Origin of the sequence: Micromonospora sp. M71_S20 (genome assembly GCF_003664255.1) — a bacterium.
In the GTDB taxonomy this organism is placed as follows: Bacteria; Actinomycetota; Actinomycetes; order Mycobacteriales; family Micromonosporaceae; genus Micromonospora.
Window position 1 is genome coordinate 633,591 of the sequence record NZ_RCCV01000004.1, and the last position, 13,452, is coordinate 647,042.

At 72.8% G+C, this 13,452-nt stretch carries 12 protein-coding genes; 2 read left to right on the forward strand and 10 right to left on the reverse strand.

Annotated elements, in window-relative coordinates:
- Nucleotides 1–22: 22 nt before the first annotated feature.
- The 3 genes from DER29_RS31805 to DER29_RS31815 form a co-directional block, all read right to left on the reverse strand.
- Nucleotides 23–1,297 (reverse strand): MFS transporter, encoded by a 1,275-nt coding sequence (locus DER29_RS31805; protein WP_148710160.1) that lies wholly within the window; start codon nucleotides 1,295–1,297, stop codon nucleotides 23–25.
- Between the two features lie 136 nt (nucleotides 1,298–1,433).
- The gene (locus DER29_RS36145; RefSeq protein ID WP_121401306.1) at nucleotides 1,434–2,585 is read right to left on the reverse strand and encodes a SagB/ThcOx family dehydrogenase; all 1,152 of its coding nucleotides are present in this window, start codon (nucleotides 2,583–2,585) and stop codon (nucleotides 1,434–1,436) included.
- 997 nt (nucleotides 2,586–3,582) lie between these two features.
- On the reverse strand, nucleotides 3,583–4,830 hold the full coding sequence (locus DER29_RS31815; RefSeq protein ID WP_199729634.1) for an MFS transporter: 1,248 nt from the start codon (nucleotides 4,828–4,830) through the stop codon (nucleotides 3,583–3,585).
- Nucleotides 4,831–4,958: 128 nt separating this feature from the next.
- Here DER29_RS31815 and DER29_RS31820 point away from each other — a divergent pair, with 128 nt between their 5' ends.
- Nucleotides 4,959–5,900, forward strand: coding sequence for a LysR family transcriptional regulator (locus DER29_RS31820; protein ID WP_121401307.1), 942 nt, complete (start codon nucleotides 4,959–4,961; stop codon nucleotides 5,898–5,900).
- Between the two features lie 58 nt (nucleotides 5,901–5,958).
- Here DER29_RS31820 and DER29_RS31825 read toward each other — a convergent pair whose 3' ends face one another.
- Genes DER29_RS31825 through DER29_RS31850 form a run of 6 tightly spaced genes read right to left on the reverse strand, consistent with a single transcriptional unit; the run spans nucleotide 5,959 to nucleotide 11,062 of the window.
- Nucleotides 5,959–7,272 (reverse strand): SDR family oxidoreductase, encoded by a 1,314-nt coding sequence (locus DER29_RS31825; protein ID WP_121401308.1) that lies wholly within the window; start codon nucleotides 7,270–7,272, stop codon nucleotides 5,959–5,961.
- 59 nt (nucleotides 7,273–7,331) lie between these two features.
- The gene (locus tag DER29_RS31830) at nucleotides 7,332–8,885 is read right to left on the reverse strand and encodes a long-chain-fatty-acid--CoA ligase (RefSeq protein WP_121401309.1); all 1,554 of its coding nucleotides are present in this window, start codon (nucleotides 8,883–8,885) and stop codon (nucleotides 7,332–7,334) included.
- A complete protein-coding gene (locus DER29_RS31835) occupies nucleotides 8,882–9,133 on the reverse strand; it encodes an acyl carrier protein (RefSeq protein WP_121401310.1) in 252 nt (83 codons plus the stop codon). Before DER29_RS31835 ends, DER29_RS31830 begins: the two co-directional genes overlap by 4 nt.
- Nucleotides 9,134–9,135: 2 nt before the next feature.
- The gene (locus DER29_RS31840) at nucleotides 9,136–9,408 is read right to left on the reverse strand and encodes an acyl carrier protein (protein WP_121401311.1); all 273 of its coding nucleotides are present in this window, start codon (nucleotides 9,406–9,408) and stop codon (nucleotides 9,136–9,138) included.
- A complete protein-coding gene (locus tag DER29_RS31845; protein WP_121401312.1) occupies nucleotides 9,405–10,448 on the reverse strand; it encodes a transglutaminase domain-containing protein in 1,044 nt (347 codons plus the stop codon). The genes DER29_RS31840 and DER29_RS31845 overlap by 4 nt, the downstream gene beginning before the upstream one ends.
- The gene (locus DER29_RS31850) at nucleotides 10,421–11,062 is read right to left on the reverse strand and encodes a hypothetical protein (protein WP_121401313.1); all 642 of its coding nucleotides are present in this window, start codon (nucleotides 11,060–11,062) and stop codon (nucleotides 10,421–10,423) included. The genes DER29_RS31845 and DER29_RS31850 overlap by 28 nt, the downstream gene beginning before the upstream one ends.
- Nucleotides 11,063–11,334: 272 nt before the next feature.
- Between DER29_RS31850 and DER29_RS31855 the strand changes: the two genes are divergently transcribed.
- Nucleotides 11,335–12,390, forward strand: coding sequence for an NAD(P)/FAD-dependent oxidoreductase (locus DER29_RS31855; protein WP_121401314.1), 1,056 nt, complete (start codon nucleotides 11,335–11,337; stop codon nucleotides 12,388–12,390).
- 164 nt (nucleotides 12,391–12,554) lie between these two features.
- Here the strand turns inward: DER29_RS31855 and DER29_RS31860 are convergent, their stop codons facing one another.
- Nucleotides 12,555–13,430 carry a TauD/TfdA family dioxygenase gene (locus DER29_RS31860; protein WP_121401315.1) on the reverse strand — a complete coding sequence of 292 codons (876 nt, stop codon included), beginning with the start codon at nucleotides 13,428–13,430 and terminating at the stop codon, nucleotides 12,555–12,557.
- Nucleotides 13,431–13,452: the final 22 nt, after the last annotated feature.

Genomic DNA, 13,452 nt, shown 5'->3' on the forward strand with positions numbered 1-13,452 from the left:
CCGTTCCGCGTACCCGACGGGATCATCCGCTGCGGTCCGCGCCGCCCGCCGTCGAGCCGGTGGCGTGGGCGCGGTCGGGGTCGCTGAAGGTGCTGACGCCGGGGACCAGCAGCGTGACGGCGCTGGCCGCGGCGGTCAGGGCGGCCGCCGCGACGAGGGTGGGCTGGATCCCGAACGCCGCGACCGCCGGCCCGGTGAGGGCGTAACCGACCGGCAGCAGGGCGAAGGCGCTGAGCTGGTCCAGGGCGAGGGTCTTGCCGAGCACCTCGGCGGGGATCTCGCGTTGCAGGGCGGAGAGCCAGGAGATGAAGTAGATCTCCACGACGAATCCGCCGAGGGCGAAGCAGAGCGCCGTGACCGGTAGCGGCAGGGCGAAGGCGAGGCTGGCGGGCAGGGCGGCGTAGGTGGTGAGGGCGAGCATGCTGACCGTGCCGGGCCGTCGGGGCCGCCACCGGCCGGCCAGCGCGATGGCCGGGAGGGCGCCGGCGGCGGCAGCCGCGAGGACGAGCCCGTAGGCGAGTTCGCCGCCGAGGCGGTCCGCGGCGATCAGCGGCAGGAGCGTCAGGCTGGGCGCGGTGCCGGCGAAGAGTTGGACCGCGACGGCAGCCATGACGGCGGCGACCCAGGGGCGACGCCGGACGGTGGCGATGCCGGCCGCGGCGTCGGCCAGGATGCTGGTCCGGGCCCGGTTGTCGGCGGCGACGTCGCGTACGCCCAGCACCGCGAGGGCGCCGGTCGCGAACAGCAGGGCCGCCAGGCCCAGCGCGGCGTGGATGCCGATGGCGGTGACGATCGCGGCGCCGGCGAGCGCCCCGAGGAGGGTCGCGGAGCGCTGCACGGCGGAGACCATGGCGTTGCCGCGTTCCAGCAGGCCGGCGGGGAGCAGCGCCGGGATCAACGACCGCATGGCCGGCCGGGACAGGGACTCGGCCACGCCGGAGAGCGCGGTGACGATGCCGAGCGCGGCCAGGGGCAGGTCGTCGAGGGCGAGCAGCGTGCCGAGGACGATGGCGGTGCGCATCAGGTCGGCGGTGAACAGGATCCGGGGCCGGGAGACGCGGTCGGCGAGGATGCCGCCGGCGAGCAGGCAGACCACCAGGGCGATGGCCCGCCCGGCGAGGATGACGGCGATGGTGCCGGCACCGGCCCCGAGTTGTACGGCGTACAGCGCGAAGGCGACCGGCAGGATCTGGTCGGCGACGGCCCCGGCGGACTGGCTGGCCCACACCCGCAGGAACCGCGGATGCTGACTCAGCTTCTGCGCGGCGGCGGTGGCGGGGCTGGCGGATGCGCTCATGGCGTGCGGCGCGTCCGGCGGTGGCCGGTGGCCGGCGCGCCGACGAGGGACGCCGGGCTGGTGGCGCGGCCGGGCGGGACCCCGCGGCTGGCGGTGCCGGACGCCTCGGTGGGGACGCCGGTGCGACCGGTCGGGCTCATCCGAGCTGTTCCCGGCCGGTGGGCGGGTCGGCCGGTGACCGGTGCGCGCTGGCGGCCAGGCGCGCCGGCGGTGGGTATCCCGGCCCGGTGGGGCCGGTGCCGTCATCGGGCGCGGGATTGCCGGCGGAGAGCAGGTAGGTGGCGAACTCGTGGTCGGGATCCACGCCGAGCATCGCCTCCACGCCGCTGTCGTGGAACGCCACGGTCTGGAACGGCGCCAGGCCGAGCGCGGTGCAGGTCAGCGCGAAGGTCTGGCCGTAGTGGCCGGCGTCGAACATCCACAGCCGGTAGGCCCGGGGGTGCCGGTACTTCCAGGACAGGCGGGCGGCGACGGTGGTGGTGAGGCAGGTGAAGGCCCCCTGGTAGGAGGGTTCCTGCTCGTAGGCCAGGGCGGCGATGCGCTCGCGGTCGACGGTGGCGTCGAGGAGTTCCAGGCGGTGCACCTCGGGCGCGTAGTGGTAGAGGCCGGCCGGGACGCCGGTGACGTCGTAGACGGCCACGTAGCACTCGACCTCGTGCCGGCCACCGGCGGAGGCGCTGATGCGTCCCTGCTGCGGGCCGAACGCGCCGCCGTCGAGGAATCGCTGGGGCGCGAAGGTGCAGGACAGCACGGTGGCGAGCGCGTCGATGCCGACCGGGGTGCCGGCGAACGCGCGGTGGGTGCGCCGGGCGGCGAACACCTCCTCGACGGGCGTACGCAGCGGCAGGGTGCGTCGGGGAAGGTGCACCGCCGGGGCGTCCGGATACCGCTTGAACGGCGCCGGAGGTGCACCGTCGGCCGCGATCTGCGTGGCGGTGGCGTCGCGTTGCGGCGAATCCACGAGGTAGTTGGCGTCGCGCGCCTCGGTGTGCATGCGGGACGCGATGGGGCCCCAGTGCTGCCAGACGGGCGGGGTGCCGGCGTCGTCGGTGTCGGCGACGAGGATGCCGGCGTCGCGGAGCTTGTGGACCGCCTGGGTGGCGGCGTCGGCGGCCTCGCCTGGGAACTGGGCGGCGATCTCGTCGACGTCGGTGAAGTCGTCCAACCTCTGCAGCAGGTTCAGCAGGTCGGGGGTGACCCGCAGCCACCGGCGTTGACCGGGCAGGGCGACCATCAGCGCGTCGCTGTCCCAGCGGCAGACGAGCTGGTCGCGGCGACGTACCCGCATTCCGATGCCCTTTCGACGACGAAGCACGACAGACGGAATGGTGCCGGACCCGCATGCGGGTCCGGCACCGGGCGCGTCAGACGGCCCCGTGGTTCAGCACAACTTCGTTCGTCTCGACGATCACGATGTCGAAGGCCATGGCGTGTACCTCCTCTCGGGCGCGGTGGACTCGTGCACCCCTGGACGGAACCGTCTCCGCTGCGTCCGAGACGGGCGTTCGGGGGAACCTCAGTGCCGCGGCAACGCAGTCAGGATGCGGATCGGTCGGGCGGAGGAGGTAGGAAAGTCGACTGCGGCGAGCTTTCGGAGGCCCCGGAAGAGAAATTCGGAAACATTCTCCGAGCGGCGCACCGTCACGACAACTCCCCTCATCCGTTCCCGCTTGCGGCAATAGAGAAGGTAGCGAATGCGTCGACCTCCTGCCAAGGGGTCGGCGGTCGCTCTGCCACCGTCTTACAGCGAGAATCAATGGAGATGCGAGGCGACCTCCAGGGCCGGCAGCGACCGGGGCGCCGGCGTTCGCGGCCGGGGCGACGGGACCGCCGAGCCGCGGTCGGGTGCCCTGATCCGGCGTGCCGGATCAGGGCACCCGACGCGAGCGTCCGCGCAGGTGGCGCCCTCGTTCCGGGCGAAGTCGATCCCGCTGACGAGCGCTCGCCGGGGCGTGCCGCCGGACCTCGGCCGGGTTCGGCGTGCCGCCGCGCGGGCGGTTGGTCAGGGCGCTGTGGTGGTCCTTCGCCTTGGGCGAGCGCTCCTTCGGGGTGGTGGGCCGAATCGCGGGTCCCCGGGCGGGCAAAGCCGACCGGCGGGAAGGGATTCCCCCTCGATGGGTCGCGGGTGGGCCATTCGTGCACGGCCTGGCGTATGGCCTCGGGTGGCCTTTGAGTATTCCCGTTCCTGCACGCCCGGCAGCGACTCCGTAACCGGTATGACGCATTCGGACGCGTCAAAGCATTGAACGGTCGAATGGCCGCCACGCGCCCTGGTCCGGCGCCGGTCACGCCGCAGTGCCCACGGTCGGCTGCGCGGGTTCGCCGACCGGCGTCCTCGTGCCCGTGCGGAGGAGCAGGAGCGGGGTGGCCAGGAGCAGTACGCCGGCGACGCCGATCGCGGCGCGTACCCCGGCGACCGCGGCGAGGACGCCCCACAGCGCGGTCAGCACCGCGATCGCCCCGGTGCCCGTGACGTTCCAGGCGACCAGTACGCGGCCGATCCTCTCGGCCGGTACGCGCTCGAGTCGCCCGGTCGCGAACAGCGGATTGAACACACCCATGCAGGTGATCAGCGCCAGCTCGACGGCGATCACCAGGACGACGCCGGCCGTGCCCGACATGACGAAGAACAGGCCGACCGGCCACACCGCGCGCAGCGCGCCCGAGACCAGCAGGACCCGGCGGCGTCCGTGCCGGGCCGCCAGCCGCGGGGCGAGCTGGGCGCCGATGAAGCCGCCGACGCAGGGGAGCCCGAACGCCAGGCCGTACTGCCAGGCGGGCCAGCCCAGGTCGCCCAGGAGCAGCACGGCCAACAGCGGCTCGGTCGCCATGATCAGCGCGTTGACGGTTACGGTGTTCGCGAACATCGGGCGCAGCTCACGGTCGGCGAGGATGAACCGCCACCCCGCCACCAGGTCCGCGCCGCGCAGCCGGGTCGCCGTCCGGTGCGCCGGGCGCGGCTCGTGCTCACGGATCATGCCGATCGCGAGCGCCGACAGCAGGAAGCCGACCGCGTTGGCGATGACGGTGACGACGGGCCCCAGCAGACTGACGGCGGCCCCGCCCAGGGTCGGCCCCACGGCGGTGGCCGTCCAGGTGGTCGACTCGAAGCGTCCGTTGGCGACCAGCAACTGCTCGGGGCGCACGACGGACTTGACGAAGGCCCCGCTCGCGGAACTGAACGCGATGTTCGCCGCCGCACCCAGCACGGAGACGACCAGCAACTGGGTGTAGCTCAGCACCCCGAGTCCGAACGCGACCGGGATGCTCAGCAGAGCCGCGAACCGGACGACGTCCGTGGCGACCATGACGGGCTTCCGGCGCTGCCGCTCGACCCACGGGCCAAGCGGGAGGGCCAGCACCGCACCCACCGCCAGGCCCGCCGCGGCCAGGGCGGAGACCGCGGCCGGGCCGGCGTCGAGCACCTGGATCGCGATCAGCGGGAACGCCCCGAACCCCAGCCAGGTGCCCACGGTGCTCGCCGCGTACGCCGACCACAACCACCCGAACGACCGTCCCAACCGCTGCGGCACGATGCTGCCCCTCCCCGTCACAACCGATCGTTGACGGCAGGGATTCGACCAGGGCGGGTGAGCTGGCGTCCAACAACGGACGTGCCGGCGAGCCACAACCGACGTTTGTGGGTCGTACGATCCCGGGCGTGGACATCGAGGCCGTGCGCACCTTCGTCGCCGTCGTCGACGCGGGACAGTTCCAGGAAGCCGCCGTCGACCTGCGGATCACGCAGCAGGCCGTCTCCAAGCGCGTCGCCAACCTCGAACGCGACCTTGGCGTCACCCTCTTCGCCCGTACCGCCCGCGGCGCCCGGCTCACCCTCGACGGGCAGGCGTTCCTTCCGCACGCCCGCGAACTGCTCCGAGCGGCCGAACGGGCTGCCGCCTCGGTCCGGCCGGGCGAACGCGCGCTGCGCGTGGACGTCCTGAACCGCCGCATCGCCCCGGCCGTGGCACTGCGGGACTTCCACCGGGCGCACCCGGCGATCGAGTTGGACGTCGTCACGCTGTCGGACGCCAACGCCGCGACGGCCATCGAGGCGGTCCGCGCCGGGGAGATCGACGCGACCTTCCGGGCCGTGCCCGTACCGGACCGCGCGCTACCCGACGGAATCGTGGTCGAACGGGCCCTGGACGACCCGCTGCAACTGCTCGTCGGGCCGTCCCACCCGCTCGCCGCCGCCCGGTCGCTGACCCCGGCCGACCTGGCCGGGCACCGCATCTGGATCCCGGGCATCCGGCGGGGCACCGAGTGGGCCGCCTACTACGACGAGCTCACCGCAGCCTTCGACCTGAGGATCGACGCGATCGGCCCGAACTTCGGCACCGAGGCGCTGCTCGACGCGATCGCCGACTCCACCGACCTGGCGACCCTCGTGGGCACCGGCGACCGGTACATCTGGCCGGCCACCCATGACCTGCGCCGCATCCCGCTGCACGGCCCGACGCCGGTCTACCCCCACTCGTTCGTACGCCGCGCGGGCAACCGGCACCCCAGCCTCACCGCCCTTCGCCGGCACCTGGTGGCGGCGCGGAGGGCCACCGTGGCCGAGGCCTGGACGCCGGGCTGGGCCCGCCCGCGCGCCTGACCCCGGCCGACCTGGACGGTGCCGGGTCGGCCGGGGCGCGGTCGGGCGAGAAGAAGGGTCAGACGGCTCCGACGGCCACCGGCTCGCCGGGGGCCGGCTCGGCGGCGGGTGGCGGAGCGGGGACCGACGCCGCGCCGGCGACGGGAGCCACCGTCTCCTCGGGCAGGTACTTGCCGAGCTTGCGGATCCGCCTGGCGTTGTTGACCAGGACGTCGATCGACGGCAGGTCGGTGTCGAGCCGCACGATCGTCGGGTTGGCGGCGGCGTGGTGGATGTTGCTCAGCAGCGTGTGGAACGACCGCGGGAACAGCGAGCGCACGAACTTGGACTGCTGCCGGCCGCGCCGGATGCTGGTGATCGGCTTCGACCAGTCGATCTGGCCCAGCCGGAACCGGTGTTGCCGGAGCAGTTCGCGCCGGAACTCCTGCCACGGCACCAGCTTCAGGTCGAACCGCTCGGCGACCTCGCGGGTGGTCGCCGGGGTCACCGGGTAGCTGATCGCCCGGGGAGCGTCCGACAACGCGTTGTCCACGACCGACCGGGCCAGCACGTCGCCGGCGACGATCGGGCTGGTGACCTCCGAGTCCCAGATCAGGCCCAGCTGCAGCATGTGCGAGATCATGTTCCAGAACGAGTACTCCATACCGGGGTCCTTGAACCCGGTGGGCGCGCCGCCCAGCGCGAACGGCGCCTGGTAGATGTGGATGGGCACGCCGTCGCGGTTCGCCCGCAGGCTGAGGTGCTTGACGACCCACTTCATCCTGCTGTAGCCCGTGTAGAAGAAGCTGTTGCGGTAGAAGTCGCGCCGCTGCTGATAGACCTCGCTGCCGACCGAGCCGATGACGTGCAGCGTCTTGAACCGCTGCTGCAGGCAGAACTCGGCGAGCCGGAGCGTCGGCAGGACCTTCTCCTGGCGGTACCGGGCGTAGGGGTAGTCGTGGGTCGTCGCCCCCGCGGCGTCGATGACCACGTCGACCTCGGCGAGCAGTTCGTCGTGGGCGGCGGGGTCGAGCCCCATCGCCGGCTCCAGGTAGCTGCCCTCCAGGACCGACAGCTTCCCGGTGTCGGGCAGCTCCATCTTGTACTTGCGCAGCTGCCGCGCGATGCGGTCCTCGCCGGACTTGTCGCCCTTGCGGCGCACCAGGGCGTAGACCGTCGCCACCCGGGCGTCGCCGAGGAGCTCACGCAGCATGTGCATGCCGACGTATCCGTTCGCGCCCAGCAGGAGCACGTTCTTCGGCTCGTCGGCACCGCGTCGGGGGAGCCGGCTCGCCACCGCTCGCGGGTCCTCGGAGTAGCCGAGCGAGAGCCGGTTGGGGCTGCCTGTCGACAGCGCGATCCGGTCGCTGTTGTGTCGCAGGAAAATGTGCATGGATCCGCCTTTGCACGAAGGGTGGGTGTTTGGGGGCCGGACGGGGACCGCGCCGGCGCTCAGGCCACGCGCCGGTCGAGGTGCTGCCAGAACCTCTCGCGCAGCTCCCGCCGGAGGAGCTTTCCGCTGGGGTTGCGGGGCAGCTGGTCGACGAACTCGAAGCTCGCCGGGATCTTGAAGTCGGCGATCCGTCCCCGCAGGAACGGGGTGAGATCGCGGGCGGTCGCGGGCTGGTCGGGGTGGGTCACCACGAAGCAGTGCACGACCTCGCCCCAGTGCTCGTGCGGCACGGCGACGGCGGCGGCCTCGACCACGCCCGGGTACGCGCAGACCGCGTTCTCGATCTCCGCCGGGTAGACGTTCTCGCCGGCCACGATGATCGTGTCCTTGATCCGGTCGCGGACGAACAGGAAGCCCTCGTCGTCCAGGTAGCCGGCGTCGCCGGTGTGCAGCCAGCCGTCGACCAGGGTCGCGGCGGTGGCCTCGGGCAGGCCCCGGTACTCGATCATCCGAGCCGGGGTCGACAGGCAGATCTCGCCGACCTCGTACGGCGGCAGCACCCGGCCCGTACCGTCGACGATCTTCACGCCGAAACCCGGGTACGGCCGACCGGCCGCCTGCATGCGCGGCCCGCCGACGACGTGCTCCGACGGCGGCAGGCAGACGGCGGTGTTGCCGCTCTCGGACAGGCCGTAGATCTGCGCGAACTCGCAGTCGAACATCTCGATGCTGCGGCCGAGCAGCGCTTCGGAGATCGGCGACCCGCCGTAGACGATCTTGCGCAGCGAGACGAAGTCCTCCCGCTTCGGCCGGGGCGGCGCCAGCATCATCTGCAGCTGGGCCGGCACGACGCACGCAGTGGTGACGCCGTGCCGCCGGATGAGGCGGACCGCCTCGTGCCCGGCGAACACCCGGACCGACACGTTGGTGATGCCGGCGCTGAAGCCCTGGATCGACCACCAGAGCCCACCGATGTGGAACCCCGGGATGCCGATCAGGCTCACGTCGTCCGGCCGCCAGTCGATCCAGTCCAGGCCCTCGGAGGCGAGCGCGTCCCGCACCGCGAAGAAGCTGCGGTGGGCCAGCACGACCCCCTTGGGGTTGCCCGTCGTGCCGCTGGTGTACACCTGGGCCAGGGGCTGCTCCTCGGTCCAGGACGGGTCCAGGTCGCCGTCCTCGTCGGCCTGCCAGCCGGTGAAGCCGGCCAGCGGCACGACCTCGCGCAGCTCGGGCAGGTCCGGCCGCAGCGTGTCGACGGTGTCCAGGAGGTCCTCGTCGCAGAAGAGGACCGTGCTGCCGGAGTCGCGCATGATGTGGCGGATCTCGCCGGCGCGCAGCCGCCAGTTGATGGGGACCAGCACGGTGCCGGTCTTGGCGCAGGCGAACAGGACGTCGTAGTAGTGCTCGGACTCCTTGCCGAGGTAGGCGACGCGGTGCCCGGCCGTGACCCCGGCGCGCCGCAGGGCGTGCGCCGTCCGGTTGCTCGACCGGTGCAGCTGCGCGTAGCTGACCGAACGGTCCTCGCAGTGCACCGCCGGGTGGTCGGGCCGCTGCCCGGCGTGGAATGCGACGACGTCGTGCACCGTGCGCAACTGCGGGTGGTACGCCGTCATCGGCCCGTCCCTTCCGGGACCGCCAGCGTCTCCTCGAGGTACCGCACGATCGCCGGGCCGGACGCGAGGGCCGGCAGCAGGTTCGGGTCGATCTCGATGCCGAACGCGTTCTCGAGCGCCATCATGAGCTGGATCTGGCGCAGCGAGGTCCAGCCCGGGACGGTGTCCGGATCCAGCTGCTCGGGCAGCTCGTCCGGTGCGACACCGAACACCGAGGCGACCACCTCGCGGACGCGGGTCTCCAACATTGCTACTCCTTGGGTGTCGCGCCGAGGCCCTGCCCCGGGGTGAAGAAACGTCGCGTGATCCGGGAGATGGTGCGGAAGTCGTCCGTGCTCACCTCGTCGAGGGAGATCTCCGTGCCCAGTTCCGCCTCGATCAGGTAGAGCAGCTCGACGAAGTGCATCGAGTTCAGGACGCCCGTGTCCACGAGGTCGTCGTCGAGCCCGACCGAGTCGATGTCCGGACATCTGGCGCGCAGGAACGTGGTGAGGAACTCCGGAACCGTCTCGGTCGTACTCATGACCCCTCCTGGGGGCGTGTCGGTGCGGGGAGGATCTTCGTGGTGAGCCGGGCCGCCGTCGGTTCGTCGGCGCACCGGTGTTCGGCCACGGCCCGTCCGGTGGACAGGCCGGTCGGGATGAGCCGGTTGGTGCGCAGTGCGACGGCCGGATCGCGCAGCAGCGGATTGGTGTCGCGCACGGTGGCGGAGAACAGCGCGAAGACCGGGTCGATGACCTTGGTCGCCCCGTCGGCGTCCTCGACCTCGACCCAGGCGTGGACCAGGTCGAGCATGCCGACCACCCAGCCGATCCGGGTGACCGCCGGGATGCCGGCCCGGCGGCAGAGCTGAGCCAGGTACCGGCTCGCCGAGTCGCAGCTCGCCACGCCGTGCGTGGTCACCAGGTCGACGTCGTTCTGCAGGGCCTCGGGCAGCTTGACCCAGCGCAGGTCCATGGCGGCGAACTCGGCGGCGATCGCGCGCAGCTCCGGGGAGCGCAGCTCGGCCAGCTCGCCGCGGGTGTGGACGGTGGCGGTGACGGCGAGCTGCGACGCCGTACGGGTGACGGTGTCGCCGGGGTCGCCGCTCGGCCCGGCGGTGCCGTCGGCGTCCTCGACCGTCAGGTCGCGCACCGCGCCGCCGCAGCGTTCGGGGCGCGGCAGGGCCAGCGTGCTGGTCGGCCGCGGGCCGCACGTGTCGGCGGCACACGCGATGCGCAGCGCGAACCGGGAGGCGCGGGGCGCGAGCAGCTCCTCGGTCGACGAGCGCATCCACCGGAGCGAGTAGGCGAAGGCCTGCTCCGGCACCGTCGTGCCGGTGCCGGAGTACAGCGCCAGGTTGAACAGGTCGCGCGAGTCGAACCGCTCCTCGCCCGGGTCACCGCTGGCTGGCAGCCCGCGGTCGAGCAACGTGGAGAGCGTGTGGTCGTCGCAGCCGAGGACCTGTCTCGCCGAGGCGCGGTCGACGTCGTCGAGCCGGTGCTCCGGCGGGACCGCGTAGAGCGTGTCCAGCCCCCGGCACAGTCCGGCCGCCGTCATGACCGCGCCGGGTTGTCGCGCCACATGGTCTTGATGACGCTTCCGGTGCTCAGCACGTACTCGTCCACGGAGGTCCACCCGAGCATCTCGTTGATCTGCACCTGCTCCGGGCCGGCCGAGGTCTCCAGGTAGCCGGGCAGGCCGAGGGCCTCGGCCCGCTTCTGGCCGGCGCGCATGAGGACGTAGCCGACACCGACCGAGTCGACCCGCCGGCCGAGCACCGCGAACCACACGTGCGGGCTGCTGGGGCGCATCCGGTCGAGCGCGTTGGAGATCCGCACCGCCTCCGTCACGGCCCGCGGCCCGGCCAACAGGCACGCCACCGAGCGCAGCGCCCATCCCCACCACGGCGTCGTGCGCTCGTCGCCGTAGAGGACGAGGATCCCGTCGAGCCGGTCGGCGCGGTACGCGGCGAGGGTGATGCCCGAGCTCATCAGCTGGGCGATCACCAGCTCGGCCAGGTACAGCGCGGTCAGCGCGGACCTGCGCTGCCACCGGGGGAGCGAGCCGGCGGCGGCCCAGATGGCGCCGTTCTCGTACGCCTGGGCGAGCAACCGGGCGCCTGCCCACAGCTGCCGCCACCCGAGGTCCCGGACCTCGAGTCTGGGCTCCGGGCGCGCGATCGTTCGACTGTTCATAGTTCACCCCACGTCCAGACGGGAGCCCGCTGACCTGGGTGAATTTAATGGTCTTGGGTAATCGGCCAGTAATAAGAAGATCCCTTCGCCGGTTTCCGCAGTTGCGGCGGCTGCGGGGGCCGGCGCGCGACGTCGGCCCCGCCGCCCGCGAGGACGCGCCCCTCGCCGGGCTGCTCCCTTCCCCGGGGTCGGGTCCGGATGGGAGACTGAGTCGTGTCGCGTGACGACCTCGGGAGCCCGCCGGAGCAGCACCGTGCCGGGTCGGTGCCGGCGTGATCACCGGCCACTGGGAGGTCGTCGTCGTCGGCGGCCGGATCGCCGGAGCGTGCACCGCGTGGGCGCTCGCGCCGTACGCGGAGCGGGTCCTCGTCCTCGACGCCTCGCGGCCCACCGCGTTCTGGCCGCAGCAGTCCACCTGGGACCGGTCCGGCAACCTCGCCTGGGCCGAGCTCGGCCTGCTGGACACGGTCCTGGCCTGCGGCGCCCCGCGCACCTACGGCGACACCCAGCGCATCGGCGAGGACGTCGTCGAGCGGGTCTACCCGCGCGAGGACGCGTACTCGTACCGGATGAGCGTGCCGCGCGAGGTGCTGGACCCGGCGCTGCTGGCCGCGGCGCGCGGCCGGGGCAACGTCACCGTGCGGCGCCCGGCCCGGGTGCGGGACCTCACCGTCGACGCGGGCAGGGTACGCGGCGTGACCGTCCGGCACGGTTCCGTCGACAGCGAGGTCACCTGTGACCTGCTGGTGCTGGCGGACGGCCGGCTGTCGCGCAACGCGGAACGCGTGGGGGCGACCGCCTACCGGGTCGTCGAGTCACCGTGGTTCGCGCTGCTGGCCTACTACGAGAACCTGCCGCTGCCCACCGACCGCTCCTACTTCTCGTTGCAGGACCGCAGCGTCCTCATCTCGACGCCCTGCGGCGACAAGCAGTGGTGCGTCGCGCTCGACCTGCACCAGAGCCTGATCGACGAGACCGGCCGGCACCCCGCGCGCTCGTTCGAGCGGATGGTGCGCGACGATCCGCTGCTCGGCCCGGCCGTCGCCGCCGGCCGCCGGACCACGTCGATCGGCGGCGCGGGCCGGATGCGCATGCTGCGCCGGCCGATGAGCGGGCCGGGCTGGTGCCTGGTCGGCGACGCCGGCTACCACCTGGACCCGGTCACCGCCCAGGGCACCAGGGCCGCCGTCGTCACGGCCCGGATCCTGCGGGACCGGATCGCGGGCGCCGGCCGCGTCGCGGGCGCGGACCTGACCGGCCTGACCGACGAACGCGACGCCGCCCTCGACGACGACTGGGCCTACACCGAGCAGATCGTGCGCGCCTGACCGACGCGTCCACCGGCCGCCACGTCCACCGGCCGACGTCTCCACCGGCCAGCGTCTCCACCGGCCGACGTCTCCACCGGCGGGCGAGCTGATCCGGCCGGCGCTCCACCGGCCGGGGTCGGCCCGAGACCGGCTATCCCACCGGCCGGGGACGGCCCGACCGGCTACCCCACCGGCCGGCTGCCGTTGACGGTCACCCGCTGGCCGTAGCGGGAGTGCGGGTAGTAGTCCCACACGGCGTGGTGCTGGGTGCAGCGGTTGTCCCAGAACACCAGCGTGTTCGGCGTCCAGCGGACCCGGCAGCTCAGGATCGGCTGCTGGGCGACCCAGCCGAAGAGCATGTCCAGCACCGCCCGGCTCTCCTGGCGGGAGAGCTGCACGATGTGCGAGGTGAAGCCGGCGTTGACGAAGAGCAGCTTGCGGCCGGTCTCCGGGTGCCGTACGACGACGGGGTGCTCGCTCTTCGGCACGACGTACTCCGGCGGCGGGGTGTGACCCTGCCACGGGATCAGGCCGTCGTGGATCGCCGTCAGCCCGTCGAGGAAGGCCCGCATCGGCGGGGAGAGCATCTCGTACGCCAGGTGCATGTTCGCCCAGAGGGTGTCGCCGCCGACGCCGATCTCCGGCGTCCTGGTGACGTAGAGCATCGAGCCCAGCGACGGCTCGGCCTCGGCCGTGCCGTCGGTGTGCCAGTCCTCGCCGGCCACGAACCGCGACTCCCGGCCGGCGCTGATCTCGAGCACGGCGGGGTCGCCGCCGTCGAGTTCGGCGAGGGGCTGCCGGCGCAGCTCGCCGAAGTGGCCGGCGAAGCGCTTGTGGTCCTCGGCGGTGAGCACCTGGTCGCGGAAGACCAGCACGTGGTGGGCGAGGAAGGCGCGCCTGACCTCGGCCAGCTGCCCGTCCGACAGTTCGGTGGCGAGGTCGAGGCCGGAGACCTCCGCACCGATGACCGGAGAGATCGGTCGGACGGTGATGGTGTCGTAGCGCTCCGGCGGGCGGGTCGTCGCCCGCTCGACGGCGGCAAGGACGTGCTCTTCCATTCGTTCCCTCCTGGATTCGGTG